Source organism: Yoonia maricola, assembly GCF_002797915.1.
Lineage (GTDB): Bacteria > Pseudomonadota > Alphaproteobacteria > Rhodobacterales > Rhodobacteraceae > Yoonia > Yoonia maricola.
The window spans coordinates 937,076-963,538 of record NZ_PGTY01000001.1 but is presented as its reverse complement, the minus strand read 5'-3'; the positions used below and the strand labels follow the sequence as shown (position 1 = coordinate 963,538).

The following is a 26,463-nucleotide window of genomic DNA, read 5'->3' as shown; positions in this document are numbered from 1 at the left end:
TGCCATGGCGCAACCAAAACACAACCTGACCGAGCTTGATCCTGTCTGGCATCGAATCTGCCAAGAGGCAGAAACAGCTATCCTCAATGAGCCTTTGATGGGGGGGCTGATCCACGCCGGTGTCTTGCACCACACATCGTTTGAGGGTGCGCTTGCCTACCGGATTTCGATGAAGCTGGCCTCGCCTGAGATGTCGGAACAGATTTTGCGCGAGATTGCGGACCAGGCCTATGTTGCGGCACCAGAGCTGGTTGCAGCGGCGCGTGCCGATATCGTGGCGACCTATGATCGTGACCCGGCGTGCCACCGGTTTATGAAACCTTTGCTGTTTTTCAAAGGGTTTCAGGCCGTGCAAGCCTATCGGCTGGGCCACTGGCTCTACCGACAAGACCGCAAGGATCTGGCCTATTTCATCCAGATGCGTACAAGCGAAATGTTTGGCGTTGATATCCACCCCGCCGCCAAGATCGGGCAGGGGATTATGATCGATCACGCGCACTCCATCGTTGTGGGTGAAACTGCGGTGGTGGGCGATAACGTCTCAATGCTGCACTCGGTGACTTTGGGTGGCACAGGCAAGGAAGATGATGACCGCCACCCCAAGATCGGTGATGGCGTGCTGATTGGTGCTGGCGCGAAGGTGCTGGGCAACATCAAGGTCGGACATTGCAGCCGGATCGCCGCGGGCTCCGTGGTGCTTGAGGAGGTGCCGCCGATGAAGACAGTGGCAGGTGTACCTGCCAAGATCGTGGGCGAGGCGGGATGCTCGCAGCCGTCGATTTCAATGGATCAGATTTTGAACACGATGAAATGAGAAAAGGCGGCCTTTGGTGTGCCGCCTTTCTCTTTTGATGTCAGGTACTTAAGCCAACATGGTCATCGGGTTCTCAAGGTTGTCCTTGATCGCGTTCAGCAGGTTTGCACCCAATGCCCCGTCAATTACACGGTGATCTACCGATAGCGTGGTCGACATCACGGTGCCTACCGTCAGTTCACCATCTGGCCCAACGATTGGCTTTTTCGTACCGGCACCGACCGCAAGAATGGCCGCATGTGGCGGGTTGATGATCGCATCGAAGTTGTCGATGCCGAACATGCCAAGGTTTGAGATCGCAAAGCTGCCGCCAACATATTCATGCGGGGCAAGCTTGCGGTCGCGCGCGCGGGTGGCGAGGTCTTTCATCTCTGCAGATAGCGCCGACAGCGATTTCATCTCGGCGTCTTTCAGGACAGGCGTGAAAAGGCCGCCTTCGATGGCGACAGCCACAGCAACGTCTGATTTTTCAAGCTTCAGTGTGCGGTCACCGGCCCAAACGGCGTTGGCTTCTGGTTCTTGTTGCAGGGCCAAGGCGCAGGCCTTGATGATGAAATCGTTGACCGACAGCTTGACGCCGCGTGGTTCCAACTGTTTGTTCAACTGGCTGCGGAACTTCAACAGCGCGTCCAGTTGAATGTCCCGGCGCAGGTAGAAGTGCGGCACGGATTGCTTGGCTTCGGTCAAACGGGCCGCGATGGTTTTGCGCATGCCGTCCAGCTGGACCTCCTCAAAGGGGCGATCCGCGTAGGTTTTGAGCACGACATCGGCATCAGGACCAGCAGCCATTGTCGCGGCTGGTGCGGGGGCCTTGGCAGCAGGTGCGGCACTCTTCGGCGCAGCCGTGGCGTTCTCAACATCGGCTTTCACAATACGGCCATGCGGGCCAGAGCCGGTGATGGTTGTCAGGTCCAGCCCTTTGTCAGCCGCGATGCGGCGTGCCAATGGCGTTGCAAAGATACGCTCGCCATCTTTGGCAGGTGCTGCAGGCGCGGGCTTATCGGCCGCTGGCGCGGCACTCTGCGCAGGTTCAGGTGAAGACGACGCAGGCGCGGCTGATGAACCGGCGGAAACGTCCCCGATATCATCAGCATTTTCACCATCTTCCAGCAACACGGCGATCACATCGTTGACCTTCACACCTTCGGTGCCTTCCGGCACGATGATCTTGCCCATCACACCTTCATCGACGGCTTCAAATTCCATCGTGGCTTTGTCGGTCTCAATCTCGGCCATGATATCGCCAGAGGACACGGTGTCCCCCTCTTTCACGTGCCATTTGGCGAGCGTCCCTTCCTCCATTGTCGGGGACAGGGCGGGCATCAGAATTTGTGTAGGCATACTCTTGCCCTCCGTGTTTAAAGCATTCCGCCATCATTGTTGTTTGTCGGATTGGCGATTTCGGCCTGATAAGCGTCGCGGATCGCGGTCAGTGCGCGGTCTTCGGTCGTAGCCAAGCCCGCATGAGCCAAAGCGCCTGCCATATGCTGTTCAATCGAAGCCAAAATAATTCCCACATTCTCTGCAGAACCAAGTTGATCTGTATCGATTTGAACGTTGAAATCACCCTCTTCATCCACATACCCAACAAGCAGTGGCAGTGCTTCATCGATTTCAAAATCAATTTCTATATCATCCATCGGCATCGCGCTGGCTCCTTAACGGTAGGTGACTTTTTTGCAGGCATCGACGACTTCGTCGGCGGTCAGCAAAGCGTGTTTTTCAAGGTTGGCGGCATAGGGCATCGGCACATCTTTCCCTGTGCAGGTGATCACCGGCGCGTCCAGATAATCAAATGCCTCTTGCATGATCACACCGCTGATGTAGCCACCCACGCTGCCTTGCGGCCAGCCTTCTTCGACGGTGACACAGCGGTTGGTCTTGCGCACCGAGGCGAGGATCGTCGCCGTATCCATAGGACGCAAAGAGCGCAGGTTGATGACCTCCGCGTTGATCCCATCAGCAGCGAGCTTTTCAGCAGCTTCCAGCGCGTAAGTCATCCCGATGCCGAAGCTGACGATAGTGACATCGTCGCCCGCGCGTTCGATCTTGGCCTTCCCGAAAGGAATGGTGAAATCATCCATCACCGGTACATCAAAGGACTTGCCGTAAAGGATTTCATTCTCAAGAAAGATCACCGGGTTCGGATCGCGGATCGCCGTCTTCATCAGACCTTTGGCGTCTGCCGCCGAGTAGGGCATAACGACCTTCAGACCTGGGATCTGCATGTACCATGCCGCATAATCCTGGCTGTGTTGCGCACCCACGCGGGCTGCGGCACCGTTTGGACCGCGGAACACCATTGGCGCACCCATCTGACCACCCGACATATAGAGTGTCTTGGCGGCAGAGTTGATAATATGGTCAATGGCTTGCATGGCGAAATTAAATGTCATGAACTCCACGATTGGCTTCAACCCACCAAAGGCCGCGCCCACCCCGATCCCGGCAAAACCATGCTCGGTAATGGGCGTGTCGATCACGCGTTTGGCGCCAAATTCGTCCAGCAGACCTTGGGAAATCTTATAGGCACCCTGATATTCGGCCACTTCCTCACCCATGAGGAAAACATCCTCATCGCGGCGCATCTCTTCGGCCATCGCATCGCGCAGGGCTTCACGCACTGTGGTCTGCTTGACCTCAACATCTGTGTCCCAATCGGGGGTTGCATCAGCGACCGGTGCTTCGGGGGCAGCGGCGGCAGGCGCGGCCGCGGGGGCAGGTGCCTCAGCGGCGGGTGCAGGGGCAGCAGGTGCGGTTGCACCGGCGGCAGGTACATCTTCGCCTTCTTCCACAAGGATCGCGATGACGTCATTCACCTTCACACCTTCGGTGCCTTCGGCGATGACGATCTTGCCAACGATACCTTCGTCGACGGCTTCGAATTCCATCGTGGCTTTGTCGGTTTCGATCTCGGCCATGATGTCGCCGGATGAAACAGTGTCACCCTCTTTGACAAGCCATTTGGCCAATGTGCCTTCTTCCATGGTGGGCGAGAGGGCGGGCATCAGAATTTCAGTTGCCATGGCTTACGCCTCCACTTCTGCGTAAATATCTGTCCAAAGCTCGTCCAAAGCAGGCTCCGGGCTCTCTTTCGAGAACTCAGCCGCTTCGTTCACAATCGCTTTGATTTCCTTGTCGATGGCCTTGAGGTCATCATCTGTGGCGTGTTTGCCGGTCAGCAGCATATCGCGGATCTGCTCGATCGGGTCACGCTCGTCACGCATCTTCTGCACTTCTTCGCGGGTCCGGTACTTGGCTGGGTCGGACATAGAGTGTCCACGGTAACGGTATGTTTTCACTTCCAGAATATAGGGGCCTTTGCTTGCGCGGCAGTGGGCGACAGCGCGTTCACCAGCCTCTTTGACGGCCAGAACGGACATACCGTCCACCTCTTCACCGGGGATGCCGTAGGCGGCACCACGTTCCCACAAAGACGGGGACTTGGTGGAACGTTTCACCGATGTGCCCATGGCGTATTGGTTGTTCTCAATGACGAAAACAACGGGCAGGTCCCAAAGTTCGGCCATGTTGTAGGTTTCGTAAACTTGTCCTTGGTTCGCAGCGCCATCACCGAAATAGGCGAAGGTGACGCGGTCATTGCCTTTGTATTTGTCGGCGAAGGCGAGGCCAGCACCCAGCGGCACCTGTGCGGCAACAATACCGTGACCCCCATAAAAATGTTTCTCTTTCGAGAACATATGCATGGAGCCGCCTTTGCCCTTCGAAAAACCACCTTCGCGGCCCGTCAGCTCTGCCATGATGCCCTTTGGGTCCATGCCACAAGCCAACATATGACCGTGATCACGGTAAGACGTGACGCGCTTGTCGCCTTCGTCTGCCGCAGCCTCAAGGCCCACAACAACCGCTTCCTGTCCGATGTAGAGGTGGCAGAAACCGCCAATCAGGCCCATGCCGTATAACTGGCCTGCCTTCTCTTCAAATCGCCGGATCAACAGCATTTCACGGTAATGTCCCAGCAGTTCCTCGGCTGAGACGTTGGGTTTCGCGGCGGCCTTTTTGGGCGGCATGAGCACTCCTCCAGCGTATTCGTATATAGTTTAGTATTAAACTATATTCTAAAGCATGCGCGCAAAAATTGCGAGAGTCAAAGTGACCCTTCGTCAAGCGCAGCCAACATAGCTGCGTTGCGTAAGCCGAATGACGGGTTTTGGTTTAGCGGATCACGATTTCATCTGCGCGGATCATGCCCAGCACGTCGCGCGCTTGTTGATCCAGCAGGTCAAGATCAAGAAAGTTGTCGGACAAACGCGCGGTCAGGTTTTCCATCCGCGCAACCTCTTCCTGCAAGGCCGCCAGTTCAACCGCCAGCGCATCGCCTTCCGCTTTCACCTCGATCCGTTTGAACAGCCCATAATCGCCCTGCACGGCCGCAAAGGTGAAATACAAACCCAGCATGATCATGCCAAGAAAGTAAAACAAAGCACCAAGTTGGGGGCCACTGCGTCGGATCATGTCTCTGCCTCAAACGTCACCTCTGACGGGCGACTGGGGGTAAGAATCGCACATCTGATTCGGAAAGGGAATCCCTTAAATGCATGAAACTGCTTAAATTCAGTCGCTGACTACGGCGTAACTTCGCCACGGACTATGGATTTCTGGATGCTGCGTGCCTTGCGCAATCGATGTCGCCGGGCGTAAACGAACTGACAGAACCGCGCCGTCAGACATGTCGTCGGCCCCGCGTCCAGAACGATCCTGTCCCGCCAGAGACATCCGCCATCCACAGGCTGGACGCTGAGCGTATGATCCCAACGCTTGATCGCCTTGTTGTGCTCGCGGCTTTGAACAATACGTGCATCCCGGTCAAGGCGTTCAACATGCATGCAGTGATCCCGCGTTTTAAGAATTTTGAACATTGTGACATCAACGTAAATTGTATCACCTTGCTGCACGGCGCGGTCGGGCAAGCCCTCATAGACGGCAAGACCCTTCATAGCCTCCTGCATTTCTGAAAAATCCAAAGCATCCTCAAAGACGCGATCTGCATCCGCGCCATAGGTGGCGTCGACCGTAATTGTATAAGGCATTCAGGGACTTCCTAGTGTGGTACAATGCCCGGTGTGACTTATGCTTTCCCGCGATAAATATCCATCAGCTTGCCCAGCATCGCCAACGCATCATCCCGGTCACGCTGGAATGAGTTACGCCCGATGATCGACCCGTTGCCGCCACCACCGCGGATGGCGCGCGCATCGTCATAAACCGCATCAGCGCCTTTGGCCGCACCACCCGAGAAAACCATCAACCTGCGCCCATCAAACGCGCTTTGCACGCAATGGCGCACGCGTGCAGCTTGGGTCGCAATGTCGATCTTTTCGCTTTGATAAACCTTCTTCGCCTCAGGCAGGCTCAGGTGATCCGTGCTCAACTTGATCTTGATGATATGCGCGCCCAACAGTGCGGCAATCTGGGCGGCATAGGCTGCGATGTCGATGGCGGTCTCGCCCTCTTTATCCAGCGCCTCACCGCGTGGGTAGGACCAGATCACCGTGGCGATGCCCTTGGCTGCGGCCTCTTTGCGCATTTCGGCGATGTCGCTGAACATGTTTAATGCCGCAGATGAGCCGGGATAGATCGTAAATCCAATAGCCGAGCAGCCAAGGCGCAGGGCGTCATCAACGGATGCCGTAATCGCCTGCGTCTTGGGTGCAGCGTCCGGGATCAGTGAGTTGGCAGAGTTCACTTTCAGAATTGTCGGAATCTGGCCTGCAAAGGTATCTGCGCCTGCCTCGATCATGCCCAAGGGGGCGGCATAGGCATTAAGCCCTGCGTCAATCGCCAGCTGATAGTGATAGTGGGGGTCGTATCCGCCGGGGTTGGGCGCGAATGACCGGGCTGGCCCATGTTCGAAGCCCTGATCCACCGGCAGGATAATCATCTTGCCCGTGCCACCCAGCTTACCATTCATCAATATACCGGCCAGCTTCGCCTTTACGCCGGGCGTTTCACCTTCATAGTTGGACAGGATTTTTTGAACGGTTCTGGTGGTTTTCATAACAAGCCCCTTTTCAGTGTTAATGCACCGATAGGGTCACTGAGCTGGGGTTGCAAATATGTTAGCGCAACCGGGTGTGATGTTATCGCAAACAGCTAGCCAAGAGCGGCCACACCCGGCAATTTCTTGCCTTCCATCCATTCCAAAAATGCCCCTCCGGCCGTCGAGATATAGGTGAAATCATCCGCAGCGCCCGCCTGATTGAGGGCTGCCACCGTATCGCCGCCGCCTGCAACCGAAATCAATCGGCCTGCTTTTGACAGAGAAGCCGCTTTGGCCGCGGCGGCATTTGTGGCTGCATCAAAAGGTGCGATCTCAAAGGCGCCCAGCGGGCCGTTCCAGACAAGGGTTTTGGCTTTGTCGAGAATGTCACTGATATAGGTGACCGTCGCTTGCCCCGCATCAAGGATCATCGCATCTGGGGGGCAGGCGTCGGGTGTCAGTGTTTCGTTGGCGGCACCTGCTTTGAATTCACGCGCCACGACAATGTCGTGGGGTAGAATGATCTCGCAACCAGCGGCCTCGGCTTTGCCCAAAATCTCGCGCGCTGTCTCTGCCAAATCATGCTCGCAAAGCGATTTGCCCACATCCATGCCCTGTGCGGCCAAAAATGTATTCGCCATGCCGCCACCAATCACCAGATGATCAACCTTGCCGACCAGATTGCCCAGCAAATCCAGCTTGGTAGAAACCTTTGCCCCACCCACAACAGCAACCACAGGTCGCTCCGGCGTGCCAAGCGCCTTTTCCAGCGCGCTCAATTCTTCGGCCATCAAACGGCCTGCGCACGCGGGCAGAAGGCGGGCAATCGCCTCGGTACTCGCATGCGCGCGGTGGGCGGCAGAGAAGGCATCATTGACGTAGATATCACCAAGGCTCGCCAGTCTCTTGGCAAAACCTTCATCGTTCTTCTCTTCGCCGGGGTTGAAACGCAGGTTTTCCAGCAACAGAACCTCGTCGCCTTCCATCTCGGCCACGGCATCGCCGTAGTCAGAATTGACCCAAGTGACCGGCAAACCAAGCACGTCCGCGACTGCAGGCGCGATATGTTCCAGTGACATCTCTGGCACAACCTGACCTTTTGGCCGCCCGAAGTGAGCCATCAAAATGACCTTGCCGCCTTTGTCCTGAATATCATCGACTGTGGGGATGATCCGTTCAATCCGGGTGGTGTCCGTGACCACACCATCCTCAACAGGGACATTGATATCCACGCGGACCAAGGCGCGCTTGCCTGCAAAATCCATGTCATCAAGTGTTTTCCAAGCCATCGTCCTGCTCCTGTCCGTGTGCGATTTGATACTGGTGTTGCGGCAATCAAGCGCCCGCGTCAACCGGACTGGCTTGGCAATCGTGTCTTTGGGTCATATGTCAGGGGCGAACGAGAATTTAAGGAGCGCCCCATGGCCGATATCAAAGACCCCGAAAACACCATCATCATGACACTCAAAGACGGTGACGTGACAATCGAACTGCTGCCCGATGTGGCCCCTGCGCATGTCGCACGGATGAAGGAACTGGCGCGCGCAGGTAAATACGACAACGTGTGTTTTCACCGGGTGATTGACGGCTTCATGGCGCAAACCGGCGACGTGGCCAACGGCAATATGGAAGACAATTTCAACATTGGTCGTGCAGGCACTGGCGGGTCCGATATGCCTGATCTGCCCGCAGAATTTTCCAAGATCCCGCATGCGCGCGGGTCCATTGGTGCAGCGCGGTCGCAGAATCCAAACTCGGCGAACAGCCAGTTTTTTATCAATTTCAAGGACAATGACTTCTTGAACGGTCAATACACTGTATACGGCCAAGTCGTGTCCGGCATGGAGCATGTAGATGCCATCATGCGTGGCGAGCCACCGATGAACCCTGATCGCATGATCAGTGTAAAGGTCGCTGCGGATGTTTAAGTATGCCGCAATCCTGGCTGTTGTTGCCACGCCTGCATTAAGCGCGGGTCTGGAGATTGATGTCAAAGGTCAGGCCAACGGCACCATCGTAATCGACCTCTTCGAAGAGACGGCACCGCTTCACACGGCCCAAATTACCGCGATTGCAGAGGCGGGTAGCTATGATGGCGTGGTTTTTCACCGTGTGATCGACGGCTTTATGGCGCAGACCGGTGATGTGCAAAACGGTGTGATGGGTGGTGATCTGTCCCGCGCTGGGACCGGCGGATCTGAATTTGGCGATCTGCCGGCGGAATTCTCGGATATTCCATTTGAACGCGGTGTTGTTGGTATGGCGCGCGGGCAAAACCCGAATTCGGCCAATAGTCAGTTTTTCATCATGTTTGAGCCGGGATATTTCCTGAATGGTCAATATACCGTTGTTGGCGAAGTCACCGAAGGCATGGAACTGGTAGATCAGATCAAGCGCGGCACCGGTGCCAATGGTGCTGTGATCGGTGAGCCTGATATGATGTCAGCGGTGCGCGTGACGGAATAAAGCTGCGCGCCAGCATCAAGCCTTGATGCTGGCGGTGAACGTTTGATTGGCCGAAGAAAGACTTGGCCTAAGTCCCGCAAAATGTCCGTGTGACCTGCTCGTCTTTGCTGGGTGCGCGGGCGAAATCGGGGTGCAGCTGATCAGGCTGGGTCACGGCAGCCAAAAGAGCATGGAACGGCGCATAGTCGCCGTGCCGGCCTGCCACGATAACCTCTTCAATGCGGTGATTGCGCGGGATGACCTGCGGGTTGGCCCGCATCATCAGATCATGCGCCGGGTTGCGTTGATGCCAGCGTTGCGCCCAGGCATCAAATGCATCGCGATTGATGAATTGATCGCGCGCGGCGGCGGTATGCAGATTGGAGAAAGTATTGGTAAAGTCGGCCCCGTCCTTGGTCATCAGATCAAGCAGATCGGTGATTAAGGAGTGGTCACCTTCGTCAGGATTTGCAATGCCAAGCTTTGTTCGGAATACATTTAACCACTCGGTCTCGTAAATGCCCGGCATGCGATGAACTGCGGCGGTGAAATCCGTGATTGCAGCTTCGCGCTCGGGCATCAGCGGAATGAGGGCTGTCGCGAATTGCGCCATATTCCACGCGCCGATGCCCGGTTGATTGGAGTACGCATAGCGCCCGAATTGGTCGATGGCACTGAATACACTGTCGGGATGAAAGCCATCAATGAAGGCGCAGGGGCCGTAATCGATCGTTTCACCCGCGATGGACACGTTATCGGTATTCATCACCCCGTGAATGAACCCCAGCCCCATCCATTTCGCGATCAGCCCCGCATAGCGGGCGATTACCAGATCAAGCAGTTCGGCGGGACCGTTTGCCTGCGGGTAGTGCCGTGCGATGACATGGTCGGTCAGTGCGTGTAGCGCTGTCATGTCGCCGCGACTGGCGAAATATTGGAAAGTGCCGACACGGATATAACTTTGGGCAACGCGGGCGATGACGGCGCCGGGGAAAACTTCTTCTCGGTAAACATCCTCACCCGTGGTCACGGCGGCCAGCGCGCGGGTTGTGGGGACACCCATTGCATGCATCGCCTCAGAGACGAGGTATTCGCGTATCACTGGGCCCAGCCATGCGCGCCCGTCGCCCTGTCGTGAATAGGGGGTGGGGCCGGAGCCTTTAAGTTGGATATCGCGACGGATACCATCCGTGCCCACGACCTCACCCAGCAAGACCGCGCGGCCATCACCAAGTTGCGGATTCCAATTGCCGAATTGATGACCTGCGTAGACTTGCGAGAGTGGGACGGCACCATCGGGGATGTGGTTGCCTGCGAAGACCTGAGCGGCCTCTGGTGTATCAAGGTCAGCCGGATCAATGCCAAGGATCGCCGCAAGATCAGCGTTATAGGCGATCATCTGCGGTGCGTTGACAGGCGTTGGCAGTTGCGCGGTATACATTTGCGCAGGCAGTTGTGCGTATGTGTTATCAAATGGGATATGCATCCTAGAGCCGTGCCAGACGGGCCGCAAGCAGCGCATAGAACCCCGATGCGTCGATGTCCTTCATGAACATTGCATTTGCGGGTCGGTCAGTGACGCGCCACCAATCGGCGACGGTCATGCCCAAGGTCAGTTCGGCCTCTGTTTCGATCTCGACATTGATATGGCGGCCCTCAAAAAGCTGCGGTTCGATCAGATAGGCAATGGTGCAGGGGTCGTGCAGCGGCGCGCCTTCAGAGCCGTATTTTTCCATGTCGAAGCGTTCGAAAAAGTCGGTCCATGCGGCGACCATATCGCCCACTTTCGTATGCATGGAGCGGAAAGCGTCGATGCGGTTGCGCGTGGTCAATGCCTTGTGCGTGACGTCCAGCGGCATGACAACCAAGGGCGCGCCTGCGCCGAACACGATCTTGGCGGCCTCTGGGTCCACGTAGATGTTGAATTCTGCCGTCGGGGTGATGTTGCCGACCTCAAAATAGGCGCCGCCCATCAGGACAATCTCTTGCACACGCTCGATGATGTCGGGCGCACGTTCAAATGCAACAGCGATATTAGTCAGTGGCCCAATAGGGCAGAGCGTGACGGTGCCTGCCGGTTCGGACCGTAGCGTTTCGATGATGAAATCGACCGCGTGCTGGTCTTGCAGCGGCATCGTGGGGTCAGCCATTTGCGGGCCGTCAAGCCCGGTTTTGCCATGCACATGCTCTGCCGTGACCAGTTTGCGTTTCATTGGTGCAGCGCATCCTGCGAAGACCTTTGTTTCAGGCTTGCCAGCCAATTCACACACAATTCGTGTGTTCTTTTCGGTCAGGGGCAGCGGCACGTTGCCTGCGACAGCGGTAATTCCCAGCACCTCGATATCCTCGGGCGAAGCGAGGGCGAGCAAGATCGCGACAGCATCGTCCTGGCCGGGGTCTGTGTCGATAATGATCTTGCGGGGGGCCATATTCTGATCCTGTCTTGCTTGCCCGCTAAGGTGCGCCGAAGGGCGGGCAGGGGCAAGGGGTCAGACGCGACCTTCGGCTTTGAGCCGCTGATAAAGTACCTCTGAGACGGGATCACCAAGCTCCAGTGCGAAGATATAGGCGTGGGTGAGGTAGAAACAGGCGGCATCAACGTTGTTGGTGTTGTCGGCAGCTTCGGCATAAAGCGTGACAAGCGCTTTGCGGTCATCGCGTGCATGCGCCGCTAGCAAACGGTCTTGGAGCGTTTTCATACGCGCGCGACGTGATCCGCGATCCAATCATGAAAGCAATGGGTGGGGCCGTCCATCGCCGGGCTAAAGCGGCCACCGTCAAAACCGGGGGCATGGCGGCCTTGTTGCATGCCTTCGACGACAAAGACGTCCTCTTCAAAAACCTCACGCCATTGGGCCGTGTTCTTTGCGCGCAAGGCGTCATCCGTTTCAGCGGCGGAATAATAAAGATGTATATGTTCGCGGGTCTGGGCATGGTTCACGGGTTCCAGCACGATGACAAACATATGGTCACGCTGCACCCCCAACAGGACATTGGGATAGACGGTGATGTATTCGCCGCCCTCGGTCCATTTGTCATCAAGGTCCGCAAAATCGGGGAAGACGACACCATCGTCACCCGTGATCTGACGGTAAACAAGGGTGCCTTGGCCAGAGTATTTGCCTCTCTCGTTGATGTTATAATGATCCTCCAGCCGGGAATAACTGTTGAGACCGGGGTGGACCCATGGCAGGTGATAGCTTTCGCAGTAATTCTCGACCGCGAGCTTCCAGTTGGTCTGAACCTCCAGCATAAAACGGCTGTCTGGGCCGCCATGATACATCGGTTGGTCGAAGTCGGACCAACGGGCGATCAGATCGGCATGGACCTTTTCGAACGGGGCGGCATTGCCGTCGATGTTGATAAACACGGTATCAAACCAGATGTGGCTGCGCACCTCGATCAATCCTAGCGTTGATTTGTCGATCGCATCATGGGTATTCTGCCCCGGCCCGCCGACATGGGGGGTGGAGACAAGCGTGCCATCGGTGCCGTAGCACCACGAATGATAAGGGCAGCGGATGGCGCCTTCGATCTTCCTGTCTTCTGAAACAAGGATCATCCCGCGGTGGCGGCAGATATTCTGGAATACGCGGACCTGACCGGCACGGTCGCGAAGCAGCAAAAGCGGGATACCTAGAAATTCAATCGGTTTGGCATCACCCGGTTCTCGTACATCAGCCGCAACGGCAAGGCCCGCCCAATTGGCGCATAGTACAGCCTGCTTTTCCACCGCGAACATAGCGGGGTCAATATAATGGGCATTGGGCAAACCGTGGGCGGTTTCAATTGGTTGGCGCACCGCCTCAAGGGCGTTTGGGGCAATATCTTTGGCCATGATTTGAATCCTTGTGCTTTTCAAAACATAGCAAAGTAAGGCCGCAGAATACGGTCTTCCCGCGACGGCGCCTTTTCTCACAGCGACATCAACATACGGCAATTGGCCGATGTTTGCCATTTGGCGCACCCACCTTCGGCCCACAATTGCCAGTTCAGGCAGGGGGGTGGAATCTCAGCGTGGTTCTGCGCACCAAGACCCCACAATGTGGCGCAGGAATGCCGCAAATCTTCTCTTTCTCGCCACGCTATGGAAAGGTAGGGGCAGGACCGCCATCTGTGTTGAGGAAGGCAACAATGTCTTCTTCATGTCCTTAAGTAGGAGAATACAAATGACACGTACACTTAAGCTGATTGCACCAATTGCAGTACTTTCCGCGCTGGCTGTTCCCGGCTTTGCCCAAAACGCCGCAATCGATGTAAACGGCGACGGCATGTACAGCTATCCTGAACTTCAGGCGGTCATGCCGGAGATGACAGAAGACGATTTCACCATTCTTGATACATCAGGCGACGGCCTGCTGGATGCCGATGAGATCGCTGTTGCGACAGAAGCTGGCCTCCTGCCAGCCTAAGAAGTGGCGCGTGGTCTGTGATCAGCCTCTGATCCGGGCCGCCCACTGCGTCCCTCGCGTCACGCCCCAATCGGGCGCGGGGGATTGCGAAAGAGCCCATTCAGCATCCTCCCGCTGAATGGGTTTTGTCACAAATTTGTGACCGACAAAAGACCAACCCTAACACGTTGAATTGGCAGGTTCCGCCGGTGGTTTATGACCACCCGGTCCGCTTAAACCAATATCCGAAAGGGGCTAAACATGACTTTCTTCAAACTTGGTTCAGTGATGATTTTGGGCGCTGTTGCGCTCACCGGATGTGGGGCGAATGAATATTCATTTGACAACCCGTCCAGTGCAGATGGCATGACATATCAAGAAATGAGTGTCGCCTATGACGATCTTGATCCGGTTGAGTTTTCCATTATCGACACCAACAATGATTATGTCGTCGATGCCGCCGAGGAAGATAGTTACGACATCACTATTGATGACCGTTAGACAAAGGGACTGACCGCACCGGCGTCAGGTCCCACGCGACAGGGCAGCGACGCCGGTGCGGGCAATTTCCTGCAAGCCCAGGGGTTGCATCAGTTCCGCGAAGGCATCGACTTTTTCTGATGTGCCCGTGATCTCAAAGACGAATGAAGACAAGGTGCTGTCGACCACATTTGCCCGGAAGATATCGGCCAAGCGTATGGCCTCGATCCGATGCTCGCCTGTCCCTTCGACCTTGAACAAGGCTAATTCACGTTCCACGGATGGCCCCTCGACAGTCAGGTCATTGACTTTATGCACATCGACAATGCGCCCCAGTTGCGCCTTGATCTGTACGATGATCTGCGGTGTACCCCGTGTGACAATCGTAATGCGGCTGCGGTGGCCCAGATGATCGACTTCGGCCACAGTCAGGCTATCGATGTTGTACCCGCGCCCGGCAAACAGGCCAATAACACGCGAGAGGACGCCGGGTTCGTTTTCGACAAGCACGGCGAGCGTATGACGTTCTTCCTTGTCAGAAAACGTAGGTCGTAGGTCATAGGCGGAATGGCTGGTAGAGCCTTTTTTGATTTTGAGCGGTGACATCTGTTTGTCCCTTTAAACGTTATCTTATTGGTACACCGGGGCATACACAGCCTGTGCACAATGCGTGCAGACCGATATGGATCACACCATTACCGCTCCGCCAGCTTGGATGGCATTCGCCGTATCCGCGTTCTCACCCAGCAGCATCTCATTATGTGGCTTGCCAGACGGGATCATCGGGAAGCAGTTTTCGTGCTTTTCCACCAGACAGTCGAACAGAACAGGGCCGTCGTGGTTCAGCATTTCCATGATTGCGTCGTCCAGATTATCCGGATCGTCGCAAATAATGCCCTTCGCGCCAAACGCCTCGGCCAGTTTCACGAAATCAGGCAGGCTTTCCGACCAGCTGGAGGAATAGCGCTCACCATGCAGCAGCTCTTGCCACTGGCGCACCATGCCAAGCCGTTCGTTGTTCAGGATGAACTGTTTCACGGGCAGGCCGTATTGCATGGCTGTGCCCAGCTCTTGCATGTTCATCAGCCAAGAGGCCTCCCCTGCCACGTTGATGACCAACGCATCAGGATGGCCCATCTGTACGCCGATGGACGCAGGGAAACCGTAGCCCATTGTACCCAAGCCACCGGATGTCATCCAGCGGTTGGGGTCCTCAAACCCCAAGTACTGGGCCGCCCACATCTGGTGTTGGCCGACTTCAGTGCAGATATAGCGGTCGTGCTTTTTGGTCAGCTCTTCCAGACGTGCCAGCGCGTATTGCGGCTTGATCACTTTGCCTTCTTGTTTGAATGCCAGACAGTCAACCTTGCGCCAGTCGTTGATCTGGTGCTTCCACTTTTGTACCGCTTCCTTGTCCGTTTTGCGCCCACGAGACTTCCATACGTTCAGCAGGTCTTCTAGTACGTGGGCGACATCACCCAAGATCGGGATATCGACCTTGATCACTTTGTTGATGGAAGACGCGTCGATGTCGATATGCGCCTTGGTCGATCCTGGGCTGAAGGCATCTAGACGCCCGGTAATCCGGTCGTCAAAGCGCGCGCCGATGTTGATCATCAGATCGCAGTCGTGCATCGCCATGTTGGCCTCGTAAAGACCGTGCATGCCCAGCATGCCCAACCAGTTTTCACCCGAGGCAGGATAGCAGCCCAGACCCATCAGGGTGGACGTGATCGGGAAATCGGTTGCCGCCACCAGTTCACGCAGCAGTTGCGACGCCGCAGGGCCGGAATTTATGACACCGCCACCGGTATAGAACAAAGGCCGCTTGGCTGTCTCCATCGCCTTGGCCAGTTCGGTTATCATCTCCATGTCACCTTTGACCGGCGGGTTGTAATGCGTCTCTACCTGACGCGCCTCGGTGTAGGTGCCAGTGGCGAATTGCACATCCTTGGGGATGTCGATGACAACAGGGCCGGGGCGGCCTGACGTGGCGATGTGGAATGCTTCATGCATAACCGACGCCAGCTTGTCAGTTTCTTTCACCAGCCAGTTATGCTTGGTGCAAGGGCGGGTGATCCCAATGGTATCGCATTCCTGAAATGCGTCAGAGCCGATCATGAAGGTTGGCACCTGACCTGTTAGAACGATAATCGGAATGCTGTCCATCAGCGCATCGGTCAGGCCGGTTACAGCGTTTGTGGCACCGGGGCCGGATGTCACCAGTGCAACACCGGGTTTGCCTGTGGACCGGGCATAGCCTTCTGCAGCATGCACAGCACCTTGTTCATGGCGCACCAGCACATGCTTGATGCTGTTTTGCTGAAAAATCTCGTCATAGATCGGAAGGACGGCACCACCGGGGTATCCAAAGACCGTGTCCACGCCCTGATCAATCAGTGCCTGAACTACCATTTTTGCGCCCGTCATGGCTTTTGTCATCTGTCTCGCGTCCTATCGCTTGTCGTTTGCCGTAGTCATAAAAAAACCCCCGAGTTTCTTCGGGGGCGCATGGGATCGTTATGGTTTTACCGTTACCGGCCCATGCGCATCTTTCTCACAATTAGTACGACGTGTGTCATGATTGTTCCTTTGTGTGGCCAGACAATAGTGTGGCGCAGCAGGAGGGTCAACAGTGCAAGTGGAGAAAATGTCGTGATTGGGTTGTTTTTGGTAATTTTATTTCCAATAAGGCTTCGGCGCATGTGTAATCATGCGCCGAAGCTCGCGTATGCGGCAAGCTAAGGTGCTGGTATTAAGCGTCGTCGCCGATTTTGTCCCAAGTCTGCGTTGCAAAGTCGTCCGCATGATGGCGTTCACGCAATTGTTCTGACGGTTCACCCCACGCGCGGTTGACCATCTTGCCACGCGCATAGGCGGGCCGCGCCATCACGGTGTCAGCCCAGCGGTTGACGTGCTCATAAGATGCGACATCAAGGAATTCTGCTGCCTCATAAAGCTGCCCTTTGACCAAACCGCCATACCAAGGTGCAGTGGCCATATCCGCAATGGAATAGGTGTCCCCGCCAAGATACTCGCAGTCTTCTAGCCGCTGGTTAAGGACATCCAACTGGCGTTTGGCTTCCATTGCAAAGCGATTGATGGCGTATTCGAATTTTTCAGGCGCATAGGCGTAGAAATGTCCAAACCCTCCGCCCAGATAGGGGGCAGAGCCTTGCAACCAGAACAGCCAGTTGAGGGTCTCGGTGCGTTCGGCCGTGCCCTTGGGCAAGAAGGCCCCGTATTTTTCCGCCAGATAAAGCAGGATTGCACCACTTTCGAACACGCGCACACCTGTTTCCTTGTCAAAGAGCGCGGGGATTTTGGAGTTGGGGTTTACGTCCACAAAACCACTGCTGAATTGATCACCTTCTTGGATGTTAATCAGCCATGCATCGTATTCGGCGGCGTGACCTGCCGCTAACAGCTCTTCCAGCATGACCGTCACTTTCACGCCATTTGGCGTGGCCAGCGAATGTAGTTGCAGGGGGTGTTTGGCAACAGGCAAATCCTTGTCATGCGTAGGTCCAGCGATTGGCCGGTTGATGCTGGCGAATTTGCCACCGCTTTGTGTGTCCCAGGTCCAGACTTTTGGCGGGGTGTAGGCGGGTGTATCAGGCATGGATGATCCATTGTTGAGAATGTTGATGTAAGTGGATGTGGGGCGGAATGTCGCAACAGCAAGTCTTTGGTGATGGACAATGAGACTGTCGCCGTAAAGTGCGGGCTGAAAACTCTTGACGCGTTGGCGCTACAGCGGTGCATTCATCATGTGGTATTCGAATATTTGCGCTGGCTCTTCTCAATAATTGATGGTGGAAATTTGAGAAAAGCGGGCACCTCGATCTTAGGTGCTAGCGGTGCAGAATACCAACAACAGTTGTCGCTAAAAAATGACAATTTCCTATTTACCCCGTTTTCGTCAACATTTCGCCGCTATTCAAAGGATAAAAGCAATTAAGGAAACACAATAAAGCGAGAACTCATGACCAGATCAAAATTGTATCACAGCCTGCCGAAGAGTGTCGCTTTGACATCAACAAGCCTTGCTGTTGCTACTTTGGCCGCGTCGGGCCTTATGCTGAGCACGCCACAGCAAGCGGCCGCGCAGGAGTTGTGTTCAACCCATACGGTGATCAGCGGTGATAGACTAAGTACGATTGCCGATACTGCAGGCGTGGCTGGTGGTTTTCAGGCGCTCTTTGATGCAAATACAAATGTGCTGGAAAGCCCCAATATTCTTGAAGTGGGGCAGGTGCTGACCATACCGTGTGAAGATGGTTCTTTGCCCACAGGCGTGGTTCGCGTCGCAACCGGCACTGCTGATGCTGCCCCCGCACCCGCGCCGACAACAGCCCAGCCGGGTCGTTCGCTGCGGATTGCCACCGCAACTGGCTATGCCCCATTCACAGATGAGGACGCCCCCGGTGGCGGCCTGATCACGCGGATGGTCAGCCGGTCGATGGAAGTCGGCAATCCGGATCAAGAGTTTGATATGCTGTTTATCAACGACTGGGGGTCGCACCTTGAAACACTGCTGCCCTCAGGCGCCATTGATATGGTGTTCCCGTGGTTCAAGCCTGACTGTGACCGTGTTGAAAACCTGTCGCCGGCCAGCGCGTATCGCTGCACAGATTTCAATCACTCCGCGCCACTTTATGAAGCCCTTGTGGGATACTATACGCTGGCTGGAGGAGAGTATCAGAACGCGGCCAGCTATTCTGACCTCTTTGGCGCGACGCTCTGCCGTCCAGAAGCTTGGTTCACGTTTGACCTTGAGGCGCAGCGGTTGATGCCCCCTAATGTTGAATTGCGCACAACGGTACCACAAAATGGCTGTTGGGAATTATTGCAGAACGGCGAGGTCGATATTGTGACGCTCGATGCGCTGCCCGCAGAAGAGGACTACCGCGAGCTGGGTCTGGAAGGTCAGATCACCAAGCTTGAAGCCCTGACATCAGGTGTGACGATGCATGTCTTCGTGTCCAAAAACAACGCGTTCGCGAATGAAGCGTTGCCCATCATCAACGCGGGTCTGCAAGAACTGCGACTGTCTGGCGAGTGGTTTAATATTGTACGCGAAGGCATCCGCGATACCGTCGAAAACTAACGCCTGAAGATGGCCCCGCGTATCCCAAGGCGCGGGGCTATTTTTTGCGCAAAGTGAAAGTGATGCTGGAACTCAGACCAAACTGTGAATGGTGTGACAAGGATTTGTCACCGGATGCGCCAGAGGCGCGAATTTGCAGCTATGAATGCACCTTTGTGCGGTTTGCGTTGAACAGGTTTTGCAGAATGTTTGCCCGACTTGCGGTGGTGGATTTGCCCCGCGGCCAATCAGACCGCGTGTTGCCTATCGTGATGCGCCTCAACTTGGCCTTGCCCATCAGCCTGCATCAATAACGCGCAAGCATTCGCGCTGGACGGCAGATGATCTGGCGCAGATGACGACCCGGCTAAAGGATGTCCCGCCGCAGGATCGCTAAATCCCGGTTCCCTGCAATACACCATGCTCCAGCGCATAACGGGTCAGCCCCGCGGTCGAGCTGATCCCCAGCTTGCGCTTGATGTTCTTGCGATGCGTTTCCACTGTGCGGACCGAGATATTCAGTGTATTTGCGACATCTTTGTTTGATTGCCCCTGTGCGAGTTCCAAAAGGATTGTCTGTTCGCGGCTGGTCAGCGTCTCGCGCCCGTCGCTGATTTTGGGCTGTAATGATCTTTTGGCTCCGGTGCACAGGTATTCGCCGCCCGTCATCACTGTTTCAATTGCTGTGTGGATTTCGTCGGTCGGCACGTCTTTGAGAATATAGCCGCGCGCACCATGGCTGAGCGCGGTTGAGATGTATTCAGGGCTGTCATGCATCGACAGAATGACAATCCGCGTTTCAGGCCTTTCTTCCAGCAGCATCTCGGTGGCGGTCAACCCCGACAGCCCCGGCATGTTCAGATCCATGAGGATGACATCGGGTTGCAAGCTGTTCACCTGATCCACAGCCTCTTGCCCGTTGCCCAAAGTGCCGACAACGGCGATGTCATCATAGCTTTCCAGTAGCGACCGAATGCCTTCGGCGACCATTGGATGGTCATCAACGATCAGAACGCGAGTTATCATGCGCTTTCCTTTGCCGTGTTTTGCGGGCGCAGCAAATGGCTGAGCGGGACTTGTGCTTCAATCACCGTACCGGTCTGGCCTGTGCGCGCAGAAAGAATACGCAAGCTGCCACCAAGTTGTTCGATCCGTTCCTGCATGTTGCGGAGCCCCAAACCGCCCATCTGATGGCGGGCTGGACGGGGCCATACCATGCCGATGCCGTCATCCTTGATCCGCAGCATTGCACCCTTGCGGTGCCCCTTCAGCGCCATTTGCACGTGCTTTGCATCGGCGTGACGCTCAATATTGTTCAGCGCTTCCTGCGCAATCCGGTAAAGGGCGATGCGCGCTTCTTGGTCCAGCCGATTACGGAAGACGACTGTTTCGAATTCGGTTGTGATCCCGGTGCGCGTGCTAAAGTCATCTGTCAGCGCCTGCAGGGCGGGGCCAAGCCCCAGATCGTCCAGTACGCCGGGGCGCAGGTCGCGGCTGATGCGCCGGACCTCTTGAATGGTTGATCCCAACCCATCAATACCTTTGTTCAAGCTGTCATTGACCGCTTGATCACCGCCGAGCTTGCGCCGCGCCAGTTCCAAAGCGTAGCGCACACCGACCAGCATTTGACTGATCCCGTCGTGCAGTTCGCGGGCCACGCGCCCGCGCTCTTCTTCCTGCGTGTCGATGATCCGCTGGGTCAGTTGTTTCAGCTTGGCATCCGCAAGGCGGCGTTCACGCACATTCAGAAACATGCCGGTCATGAAGACCGCGATCAACGCAGCCACGGCGATGGCAACAATGTAGTAGCTTGTCGTTCTGATCCGCGTTTCCACATCGGCGCGCGCCGCTGCGACGTTTTCCAGCACATCATCAATGAACACCCCGGTTCCAATGGCCCACCGCCAATCTTGCAGGCCGTTGACATAGACGATCATGCGTTCCGTCGCTCCGGTCGACGGGCGGGGCCAGTCAAAGCTGTGATACCCACCGCCCGTACGAGCGATACGGATCAATTCGTCGGTGATTGGGGTGCCGTTTAGGTCTTCGAGGCCCGTCCAGTTCTTTCCGATCAGATGGGTCTGACGGGGGGCAACAAGGTTGTTGCCGTCATAATCGTAGACGAAGAAATAACCATCCTGCCCATAAAGCATCGCGGCCAATTCACGGCTGACGGCCAGTTTTGCCGCATCATCATCGGGCGCAGCGCGACCATAGGTGTTTACGACAGCGGTGCGTGCAATGGACAGATAGTTTTTCAGTTCGGCGCGTTTGGCCTCTATCAGCTGTGCTTCAAGCGCCTGAATTTCGCGTTCGGCCAGCTGGCGCGACTGGGCGCCGACAACAAGTGTTATCAAGAAAACAGCCGCAATCAGGGGCAGGGTCGCCAGAAGGAAAACCTTCTGCCCGTAGCTCATACTGATCATGTCACGCAAGCGCGAAAAAAGGTGGGTCATTGGATGATCGTTAGTCAAGAATCATCCACGAATCAAATGCCAAGATGTGCTGATTGACCTTGTCGTAAGTTCTGTTAGCGCCCAAACAAAAGGCGAAATTGGTTAGAAAAAGTGACAAAAGCGGCATTTCTACGCAGTACTACGTATTTCACCCCAAAAGGTGTCGGGCTAGTGTCGCTCTACGAAATCCATCTGCGGGCGCGAAGGGGCGTCCGGCATTGATGTAACACCCGGGAGGTAACTTTTATGGATCGTCGTTCATTTTTAAAGAATTCAGCACTTGGTGGCTCTGCGGCAGCCGCAACAGCGCTGGCTGCACCTGCATACGCACAGGGCAACCGCACACTCACATTGGTCACGACATGGGGCCGTGGTCTTGCCGGTGTGCATGACGCCGCACAGCGTGCTGCTGACACAATCACAGCCATGTCTGGTGGCTCGCTGACCATCGACCTGAAAGCCGCTGGCGAACTGGTTGGTGCGTTTGAGGTATTCGACGCCGTCACATCCGGTCAGGCCGATATGTACCACGGTGCGGACTACTACTTTGTCGGTCAGCACCCCGGCTATGCATATTTCACATCCGTGCCATTCGGCATGACGCCGCAGGAAATTTCGAACTGGTACTACCAAGGCGAAGGTCAGGCATTCCATGATGAGCTTGGCTCGATCTTTGGCCTGAAATCCTTCTTGGCCGGTAACACAGGCCCGCAGGCCGGTGGCTGGTTTGCCAAGGAAATCGCAGGGCCAGAGGACTTCCAAGGTTTGAAGTTCCGTATGCCGGGCCTTGGTGGTCAGGCGCTCGGTCGTATGGGCGCGTCCGTACAGAACCTGCCAGGTGCAGAAGTGTACCAAGCGCTGGCTTCTGGCGCGATTGACGGGACTGAGTGGATTGGCCCATGGGCTGACGAAAAAGCCGGTTTCCAGGAAATCACCAAGTTCTACTACACAGCTGGTATGCACGAGCCGGGCGCTGCCCTGTCACTCGCGACAAACCTTGATGTGTGGGAAAGCCTGAGCCCAGAACACCAGAAGATCATCGAGATCGCATCTGGCGAAGCACACCAGTGGAACCTTGCGCAGTTCATGAACAACAACGGTGCCGCACTTCAGCGTCTGCAAGCCGGTGGCGTACAGGTTCTGGAATTCCCGGATTCAGTTTGGGATGCTATGGGCACCGCGGCACGCGAAACGCTTGATCAGTACAACGGTGACGACATCTATGATCGTATCCGTGCAAGCTATACTGCTTCAATGGCCGCATCGTCGTCATGGATTCAGCAGTCTGAAGGCGCGTATCGCGCTCAGCGTGACCGCGTAATGGCCTAAGCCCTTTGCGGCTGGCCATGCTTTCATGACCTAGATCAAAGTGAAGGCCCGATGCAGCGTGCATAAGGGCCTTCACACCAAGCGGTGCCGGGGAGGTGCCCAGACTAGCTTCCACGGAGGGGATATCTCATGGGCTTAGGCGATGCATGGGGTGGAAATGCAATAGGATGGTTCTTCGGGAACCTGATTGATGCGTTCTACAATTTTTTTTACGCACTCTTTAATCCCAGCTCATGGCTGTCATGGCTGCCCTCGATCAATGGCGCGATGGAGACCGAACAGAAGGAAGCGCTGATGCGCTTTATTTACTACGGTGCCTCGGTCGAGTTCTTCTTTGTGGTCTTTGCAATTTTCCTTGTCGTTACAATTATCGGCTTCATCAACAATCGCTTTATGTGGGGCTGTGTGCGCAGCCTTGAAGGCTTTGCCAATGTGGTTGGCCGTACTGCCGCCTGGGCTGGGCTATTGATGGTGCTGCAGCAAATTGTGATCATCTTTATGCAGCGTGTGTTCGCGGTCTCAGAGATCAGCATTGGTTTGGGTGTAACTGTAACGCATGATGTCAGTTGGTGGTCAGAGCAGCTGAAATTCTACAACGCGATGATTGTCACACTTTGCGCGTCTTACACATTTGTCCAAGGCGGCCACGTCCGTGTGGACCTTGTGTATTCTGCGATCAGCTACCGCGCGAAACGCGTGATCGACATGATCGGTTCCATTGTGTTGATGGTGCCTGCTGCGATCCTGACATGGCTTTACGGCTGGTTCTTTTTGTGGCGGCACTTGGTCGTGCCGAACCCATCGGCCTCCAGCTCTCTGGATCGTTTGCTGACACAATCCCGTGCGTTGCGCTGGAACGTCGAAACGATTGGTTTTTCACCAAATGGCTTCAACGCCTACTTCCTGTTCAAGATCCTGCTGGTGGTCTTTACCGCAATGATCTTGCTGCAGTCGGTCGCGTTCTTCTACCGCTCTTATCTGGAGTGGAAAGAAGGGCCTGCGAGCGAAGGTAAGAACCTCGACAAAGACAAGATTGGCGATGAAACCGCCGAACTTGCCGCAAATATTCACTAAAGGTAGGGCGGTAGACACATGCTTTTCGGATTAGATGGCATCGAAGTCGGTATTATTATCGTCTTTCTCACACTCTTTGCAGGGATCCTGTCAGGCTTCCCTGTGGCATTTGCAATCTCCGGCTCGGCCGTTATTTCCTTCGCGATTATTGCAGCGCTTGATAGCTCGGGCCTTTTGATCCACGCAGCGGTTGATACGAATTCGACCGAGTACGCGGCGCTGATTGCCGAAGGGGTTCGACCGGATGCGATATCGGTCTTCCGATACCCTGAATTGCCGCGATACGAGGACGTGCTGTTCCCACAAGGCTGGGAAATTGCATTGGACCGCAACGTCGGCTTCATGGTCAACCGGATGAACGAGCGCGTTCTGGCGGGTCAATCGATCGAGACACTGCTGGCCGTTGTCATGTTTGTGATGATGGGGATCGTGCTGGAGCGCAGCCGCATCGCCGATGAATTGCTGACGACAATGGCTAAGGTGTTTGGCCCGCTGCCGGGTGGTTTGGCTGTTTCCATTGTGATTGTGGGTGCGTTCCTTGCCGCTTCCACGGGCATCGTGGGGGCCACTGTTGTGACCATGGGCCTCTTGGCGCTGCCGACGATGCTCAAGAACGGCTATTCACCGCAATTGTCGACTGGTGTCATCGCGGCCTCTGGTACGTTGGGACAGATCATTCCGCCGTCCATTGTGATCGTGCTTTTGGGCACGTTGGCGGGTGATCTATACTCGGCCGCGCAAGAAGAACGCGCGCAATTGGTGGGCTGTTCGGATGCGCTAACCTATCTGGGTGAGCCTGCGGTTGTGTCTGTTGGCACGTTGTTCCAAGCGGCATTGCTGCCGGGTATCATGCTGGCCGTACTTTATGCCGGTTACGCCTTTGTCTTTGCGCTGATCAATCCAAGCAAGGCCCCACCTGTGCAATTTGACGAAGGCCCAGGTGGCGAGGTCATTACCCGCAATGACAGCTTTACATGGTTTCTCGCAGCGCCTGTTGCGATTATCGGTTTGGCGATTGGCATGGGACAGGTGAACTTGGTTGGCTCTCAGTCGGTCATTGTCGATAGCTTCACAGCCTCCGGACAAACCGCATCACTGCGCACCCGCGTGAGCGAAGATTGCGCCGTTGCCATGCAAGAACTGCACGGTGAGGAAGCATGGCAAACGGCGGTCTCCGAGCAAGCTGCCATTGATGATGCCGGTGGCGTTGAACAAGCGCGCGAGTTGTCACCCGAAGAGCGTGCAGAGCTTGTCATGCAGAAGGTAGATGCGGCAGCCCCAATTGGTTCTGGTATCGCGATCTTTGCGGTTCTCATGGGGCTGATGTTGGCCATTGCACGCGGTGTCGCGCCAAGCGCGGATGCGCGTCCATTGATCGTCGGTGCTATCGGTGTCGGCTTAGTATTGTTGACTGATGTTCTGATCGTCTCGCCTCTGACGACACCGGGGAAAACGACCCTGTTTATGGCTATTCCAGTGATCATTGCCTTCTACGGTTTGCGCTTTGCAGCGAAATTGCTGGCTGGCAATGAAATCCTGCGCGTCGTCTTCCCGCCACTCGTACTGATTGTGGCTGTTCTGGGCTCGATTCTGGGTGGTATCACCAATCCGACGCCTGCGGCGGCCCTCGGTGCTGGCGGTGCCATCTTGCTGGCAGCCTATCGGAAACTGCATGATCAAGGACGGTCTGGCCGCATGGTGCTGCTGACGGCGGCAGCCATTGTGGTGATGCTACTGGTGGGTGTGAACTTTGACATGCGCCTTGGGCAAGAGGTCGTCCTGTTTGAAAACCGTCTGGCCTATCTGGTGGCCTTTGGGTGCTTCCTGTTCGCGCTCTTTGGATTGCTATGGTCCTGCTGGGTCCTGATCGCGGGTGGGGTGTTGGCGCCGGTCGTGCGCGAGACGGCGAAGGTGACCTCGATGGTCTTTACCATCCTGATCGGATCACAGCTGTTGAACCTTGTGCTGATCTCCTTCGGGGGTGAGCATTATATCCAACAATTCCTGCGGTCCTTCGACGATGAGTGGATGGTGTTCCTGCTGGTGATGATGGTCTTGTTCATGCTGGGCTTCGTGCTGGATTTTCTTGAGATTATCTACATCGTGATCCCTATCGTGGGGCCCGTCATCTATGGTGGCACGTTTGACCCCAAATGGGTGACGATCATGATTGCTGTGAACCTGCAAACATCGTTCCTGACGCCGCCCTTTGGCTTTGCGCTGTTCTATCTGCGGGGGGTTGCGCCGAAGTCGATCACGACAGGGCAGATTTATAAGGGAGTGATGCCATTCATTGGTATTCAGGTCTTTGGCTTGGCGTTACTGGCCCTCTTCCCGGCGGTCGTCACGATTGTGCCGAACCTGCTGAACTAAGGGCAGGGGAC

The 26,463-nt window shown here is 55.8% G+C and carries 26 protein-coding genes and 1 pseudogene; 10 read left to right on the top strand and 17 right to left on the bottom strand.

Annotation, left to right across the window (positions count from 1 at the left end):
- Positions 1–4: 4 nt before the first annotated feature.
- Entirely contained in the window at positions 5–814 is an 810-nt protein-coding gene (cysE, locus tag BC777_RS04845; protein WP_100368005.1) for a serine O-acetyltransferase, read from the top strand.
- Between the two features lie 48 nt (positions 815–862).
- Here the strand turns inward: cysE and BC777_RS04840 are convergent, their stop codons facing one another.
- The 8 genes from BC777_RS04840 to BC777_RS04805 all read right to left on the bottom strand — a co-directional run bounded on the left by BC777_RS04840 (position 863) and on the right by BC777_RS04805 (position 8,104).
- Positions 863–2,155 carry a pyruvate dehydrogenase complex dihydrolipoamide acetyltransferase gene (locus BC777_RS04840; protein ID WP_100366994.1) on the bottom strand — a complete coding sequence of 431 codons (1,293 nt, stop codon included), beginning with the start codon at positions 2,153–2,155 and terminating at the stop codon, positions 863–865.
- 17 nt (positions 2,156–2,172) lie between these two features.
- Positions 2,173–2,460, bottom strand: a complete 288-nt coding sequence (locus tag BC777_RS04835; RefSeq protein WP_100366993.1) for a DUF5076 domain-containing protein — start codon at positions 2,458–2,460, stop codon at positions 2,173–2,175.
- 12 nt (positions 2,461–2,472) lie between these two features.
- The gene (locus BC777_RS04830) at positions 2,473–3,840 is read right to left on the bottom strand and encodes a pyruvate dehydrogenase complex E1 component subunit beta (RefSeq protein ID WP_100366992.1); all 1,368 of its coding nucleotides are present in this window, start codon (positions 3,838–3,840) and stop codon (positions 2,473–2,475) included.
- Positions 3,841–3,843: 3 nt separating this feature from the next.
- Complete coding sequence (pdhA, locus tag BC777_RS04825; RefSeq protein WP_100366991.1) at positions 3,844–4,845, bottom strand: pyruvate dehydrogenase (acetyl-transferring) E1 component subunit alpha; 1,002 nt, start codon at positions 4,843–4,845, stop codon at positions 3,844–3,846.
- A 145-nt stretch (positions 4,846–4,990) separates the two neighbouring features.
- Positions 4,991–5,290, bottom strand: a complete 300-nt coding sequence (locus BC777_RS04820) for an FtsB family cell division protein (RefSeq protein ID WP_168769076.1) — start codon at positions 5,288–5,290, stop codon at positions 4,991–4,993.
- Between the two features lie 110 nt (positions 5,291–5,400).
- Positions 5,401–5,865: an SRPBCC family protein gene (locus tag BC777_RS04815; RefSeq protein ID WP_100366990.1), complete on the bottom strand. Its 465-nt coding sequence runs from the start codon at positions 5,863–5,865 to the stop codon at positions 5,401–5,403.
- A 38-nt stretch (positions 5,866–5,903) separates the two neighbouring features.
- On the bottom strand, positions 5,904–6,833 hold the full coding sequence (locus BC777_RS04810) for a class I fructose-bisphosphate aldolase (protein ID WP_100366989.1): 930 nt from the start codon (positions 6,831–6,833) through the stop codon (positions 5,904–5,906).
- A gap of 95 nt (positions 6,834–6,928) precedes the next feature.
- Positions 6,929–8,104: a phosphoglycerate kinase gene (locus BC777_RS04805; protein ID WP_100366988.1), complete on the bottom strand. Its 1,176-nt coding sequence runs from the start codon at positions 8,102–8,104 to the stop codon at positions 6,929–6,931.
- Positions 8,105–8,236: 132 nt separating this feature from the next.
- Here BC777_RS04805 and BC777_RS04800 point away from each other — a divergent pair, with 132 nt between their 5' ends.
- Together BC777_RS04800 and BC777_RS04795 are read left to right on the top strand one after the other, a co-directional pair.
- Entirely contained in the window at positions 8,237–8,743 is a 507-nt protein-coding gene (locus BC777_RS04800) for a peptidylprolyl isomerase (RefSeq protein ID WP_100366987.1), read from the top strand.
- On the top strand, positions 8,736–9,281 hold the full coding sequence (locus tag BC777_RS04795) for a peptidylprolyl isomerase (RefSeq protein WP_100366986.1): 546 nt from the start codon (positions 8,736–8,738) through the stop codon (positions 9,279–9,281). Before BC777_RS04800 ends, BC777_RS04795 begins: the two co-directional genes overlap by 8 nt.
- A 67-nt stretch (positions 9,282–9,348) precedes the next feature.
- Here the strand turns inward: BC777_RS04795 and BC777_RS04790 are convergent, their stop codons facing one another.
- The 4 genes from BC777_RS04790 to BC777_RS04775 are packed head-to-tail and all read right to left on the bottom strand — an operon-like array spanning position 9,349 to position 13,098.
- Positions 9,349–10,746 (bottom strand): protein adenylyltransferase SelO, encoded by a 1,398-nt coding sequence (locus BC777_RS04790; RefSeq protein ID WP_100366985.1) that lies wholly within the window; start codon positions 10,744–10,746, stop codon positions 9,349–9,351.
- Position 10,747: 1 nt separating this feature from the next.
- Positions 10,748–11,689, bottom strand: coding sequence for a nucleoside hydrolase (locus tag BC777_RS04785; RefSeq protein ID WP_100366984.1), 942 nt, complete (start codon positions 11,687–11,689; stop codon positions 10,748–10,750).
- A gap of 60 nt (positions 11,690–11,749) precedes the next feature.
- The gene (locus tag BC777_RS04780) at positions 11,750–11,959 is read right to left on the bottom strand and encodes a hypothetical protein (protein WP_100366983.1); all 210 of its coding nucleotides are present in this window, start codon (positions 11,957–11,959) and stop codon (positions 11,750–11,752) included.
- Positions 11,956–13,098: an aromatic ring-hydroxylating oxygenase subunit alpha gene (locus BC777_RS04775; RefSeq protein WP_100366982.1), complete on the bottom strand. Its 1,143-nt coding sequence runs from the start codon at positions 13,096–13,098 to the stop codon at positions 11,956–11,958. The genes BC777_RS04780 and BC777_RS04775 overlap by 4 nt, the downstream gene beginning before the upstream one ends.
- A 331-nt stretch (positions 13,099–13,429) precedes the next feature.
- Here BC777_RS04775 and BC777_RS04770 point away from each other — a divergent pair, with 331 nt between their 5' ends.
- Together BC777_RS04770 and BC777_RS04765 are read left to right on the top strand one after the other, a co-directional pair.
- Positions 13,430–13,672 (top strand): EF-hand domain-containing protein, encoded by a 243-nt coding sequence (locus BC777_RS04770; RefSeq protein WP_100366981.1) that lies wholly within the window; start codon positions 13,430–13,432, stop codon positions 13,670–13,672.
- A gap of 240 nt (positions 13,673–13,912) precedes the next feature.
- Positions 13,913–14,152, top strand: a complete 240-nt coding sequence (locus BC777_RS04765; RefSeq protein ID WP_100366980.1) for a hypothetical protein — start codon at positions 13,913–13,915, stop codon at positions 14,150–14,152.
- 24 nt (positions 14,153–14,176) lie between these two features.
- On the opposite strand, the gene ilvN is transcribed toward BC777_RS04765, so the two are convergent.
- The 3 genes from ilvN to yghU all read right to left on the bottom strand — a co-directional run bounded on the left by ilvN (position 14,177) and on the right by yghU (position 17,753).
- Positions 14,177–14,737: an acetolactate synthase small subunit gene (gene ilvN / locus BC777_RS04760; protein WP_100366979.1), complete on the bottom strand. Its 561-nt coding sequence runs from the start codon at positions 14,735–14,737 to the stop codon at positions 14,177–14,179.
- An 81-nt stretch (positions 14,738–14,818) separates the two neighbouring features.
- Positions 14,819–16,573, bottom strand: coding sequence for an acetolactate synthase 3 large subunit (locus BC777_RS04755; protein ID WP_100366978.1), 1,755 nt, complete (start codon positions 16,571–16,573; stop codon positions 14,819–14,821).
- Positions 16,574–16,886: 313 nt separating this feature from the next.
- Entirely contained in the window at positions 16,887–17,753 is an 867-nt protein-coding gene (gene yghU, locus BC777_RS04750; protein ID WP_100366977.1) for a glutathione-dependent disulfide-bond oxidoreductase, read from the bottom strand.
- 363 nt (positions 17,754–18,116) lie between these two features.
- On the opposite strand from yghU, the gene BC777_RS04740 reads away from it, so the two are divergent.
- Together BC777_RS04740 and BC777_RS04735 are read left to right on the top strand one after the other, a co-directional pair.
- Positions 18,117–19,241 carry a LysM peptidoglycan-binding domain-containing protein gene (locus BC777_RS04740; RefSeq protein WP_100366975.1) on the top strand — a complete coding sequence of 375 codons (1,125 nt, stop codon included), beginning with the start codon at positions 18,117–18,119 and terminating at the stop codon, positions 19,239–19,241.
- 62 nt (positions 19,242–19,303) lie between these two features.
- Positions 19,304–19,617, top strand: a pseudogene (locus tag BC777_RS04735) (DUF1272 domain-containing protein).
- Here the strand turns inward: BC777_RS04735 and BC777_RS04730 are convergent.
- Together BC777_RS04730 and BC777_RS04725 are read right to left on the bottom strand one after the other, a co-directional pair.
- On the bottom strand, positions 19,614–20,246 hold the full coding sequence (locus BC777_RS04730; protein ID WP_100366973.1) for a response regulator transcription factor: 633 nt from the start codon (positions 20,244–20,246) through the stop codon (positions 19,614–19,616). The pseudogene BC777_RS04735 and the gene BC777_RS04730 overlap by 4 nt on opposite strands.
- Positions 20,243–21,676: a cache domain-containing protein gene (locus tag BC777_RS04725; protein ID WP_100366972.1), complete on the bottom strand. Its 1,434-nt coding sequence runs from the start codon at positions 21,674–21,676 to the stop codon at positions 20,243–20,245. Before BC777_RS04725 ends, BC777_RS04730 begins: the two co-directional genes overlap by 4 nt.
- A gap of 246 nt (positions 21,677–21,922) precedes the next feature.
- Between BC777_RS04725 and BC777_RS04720 the strand changes: the two genes are divergently transcribed.
- From BC777_RS04720 to BC777_RS04710, 3 genes are all read left to right on the top strand, one after another.
- Positions 21,923–23,005: a TRAP transporter substrate-binding protein gene (locus BC777_RS04720; RefSeq protein WP_100366971.1), complete on the top strand. Its 1,083-nt coding sequence runs from the start codon at positions 21,923–21,925 to the stop codon at positions 23,003–23,005.
- A 129-nt stretch (positions 23,006–23,134) separates the two neighbouring features.
- Complete coding sequence (locus tag BC777_RS04715; RefSeq protein WP_100366970.1) at positions 23,135–24,079, top strand: TRAP transporter small permease subunit; 945 nt, start codon at positions 23,135–23,137, stop codon at positions 24,077–24,079.
- A gap of 18 nt (positions 24,080–24,097) precedes the next feature.
- Complete coding sequence (locus BC777_RS04710) at positions 24,098–26,452, top strand: TRAP transporter large permease (RefSeq protein WP_100366969.1); 2,355 nt, start codon at positions 24,098–24,100, stop codon at positions 26,450–26,452.
- The last annotated feature ends 11 nt before the right edge of the window (positions 26,453–26,463 follow it).

Excerpts from the sequence above, each read along its gene's own strand:
- BC777_RS04755 (WP_100366978.1), bottom strand. The coding sequence starts at position 16,573 with ATGACAAAAGCCATGACGGGCGCAAAAATGGTAGTTCAGGCACTGATT.
- BC777_RS04725 (WP_100366972.1), bottom strand. The coding sequence starts at position 21,676 with ATGACCCACCTTTTTTCGCGCTTGCGTGACATGATCAGTATGAGCTAC.
- pdhA (WP_100366991.1), bottom strand. The coding sequence starts at position 4,845 with ATGCCGCCCAAAAAGGCCGCCGCGAAACCCAACGTCTCAGCCGAGGAA.
- BC777_RS04785 (WP_100366984.1), bottom strand. The coding sequence starts at position 11,689 with ATGGCCCCCCGCAAGATCATTATCGACACAGACCCCGGCCAGGACGAT.
- BC777_RS04795 (WP_100366986.1), top strand. The coding sequence starts at position 8,736 with ATGTTTAAGTATGCCGCAATCCTGGCTGTTGTTGCCACGCCTGCATTA.
- BC777_RS04820 (WP_168769076.1), bottom strand. The coding sequence starts at position 5,290 with ATGATCCGACGCAGTGGCCCCCAACTTGGTGCTTTGTTTTACTTTCTT.
- BC777_RS04810 (WP_100366989.1), bottom strand. The coding sequence starts at position 6,833 with ATGAAAACCACCAGAACCGTTCAAAAAATCCTGTCCAACTATGAAGGT.
- BC777_RS04740 (WP_100366975.1), top strand. The coding sequence starts at position 18,117 with ATGACCAGATCAAAATTGTATCACAGCCTGCCGAAGAGTGTCGCTTTG.
- BC777_RS04775 (WP_100366982.1), bottom strand. The coding sequence starts at position 13,098 with ATGGCCAAAGATATTGCCCCAAACGCCCTTGAGGCGGTGCGCCAACCA.
- BC777_RS04815 (WP_100366990.1), bottom strand. The coding sequence starts at position 5,865 with ATGCCTTATACAATTACGGTCGACGCCACCTATGGCGCGGATGCAGAT.
- BC777_RS04770 (WP_100366981.1), top strand. The coding sequence starts at position 13,430 with ATGACACGTACACTTAAGCTGATTGCACCAATTGCAGTACTTTCCGCG.
- ilvN (WP_100366979.1), bottom strand. The coding sequence starts at position 14,737 with ATGTCACCGCTCAAAATCAAAAAAGGCTCTACCAGCCATTCCGCCTAT.
- BC777_RS04835 (WP_100366993.1), bottom strand. The coding sequence starts at position 2,460 with ATGCCGATGGATGATATAGAAATTGATTTTGAAATCGATGAAGCACTG.
- BC777_RS04710 (WP_100366969.1), top strand. The coding sequence starts at position 24,098 with ATGCTTTTCGGATTAGATGGCATCGAAGTCGGTATTATTATCGTCTTT.
- BC777_RS04840 (WP_100366994.1), bottom strand. The coding sequence starts at position 2,155 with ATGCCTACACAAATTCTGATGCCCGCCCTGTCCCCGACAATGGAGGAA.
- BC777_RS04715 (WP_100366970.1), top strand. The coding sequence starts at position 23,135 with ATGGGCTTAGGCGATGCATGGGGTGGAAATGCAATAGGATGGTTCTTC.
- BC777_RS04790 (WP_100366985.1), bottom strand. The coding sequence starts at position 10,746 with ATGCATATCCCATTTGATAACACATACGCACAACTGCCTGCGCAAATG.
- BC777_RS04720 (WP_100366971.1), top strand. The coding sequence starts at position 21,923 with ATGGATCGTCGTTCATTTTTAAAGAATTCAGCACTTGGTGGCTCTGCG.
- BC777_RS04830 (WP_100366992.1), bottom strand. The coding sequence starts at position 3,840 with ATGGCAACTGAAATTCTGATGCCCGCCCTCTCGCCCACCATGGAAGAA.
- BC777_RS04730 (WP_100366973.1), bottom strand. The coding sequence starts at position 20,246 with ATGATAACTCGCGTTCTGATCGTTGATGACCATCCAATGGTCGCCGAA.
- yghU (WP_100366977.1), bottom strand. The coding sequence starts at position 17,753 with ATGCCTGATACACCCGCCTACACCCCGCCAAAAGTCTGGACCTGGGAC.
- cysE (WP_100368005.1), top strand. The coding sequence starts at position 5 with ATGGCGCAACCAAAACACAACCTGACCGAGCTTGATCCTGTCTGGCAT.
- BC777_RS04780 (WP_100366983.1), bottom strand. The coding sequence starts at position 11,959 with ATGAAAACGCTCCAAGACCGTTTGCTAGCGGCGCATGCACGCGATGAC.
- BC777_RS04805 (WP_100366988.1), bottom strand. The coding sequence starts at position 8,104 with ATGGCTTGGAAAACACTTGATGACATGGATTTTGCAGGCAAGCGCGCC.
- BC777_RS04800 (WP_100366987.1), top strand. The coding sequence starts at position 8,237 with ATGGCCGATATCAAAGACCCCGAAAACACCATCATCATGACACTCAAA.
- BC777_RS04765 (WP_100366980.1), top strand. The coding sequence starts at position 13,913 with ATGACTTTCTTCAAACTTGGTTCAGTGATGATTTTGGGCGCTGTTGCG.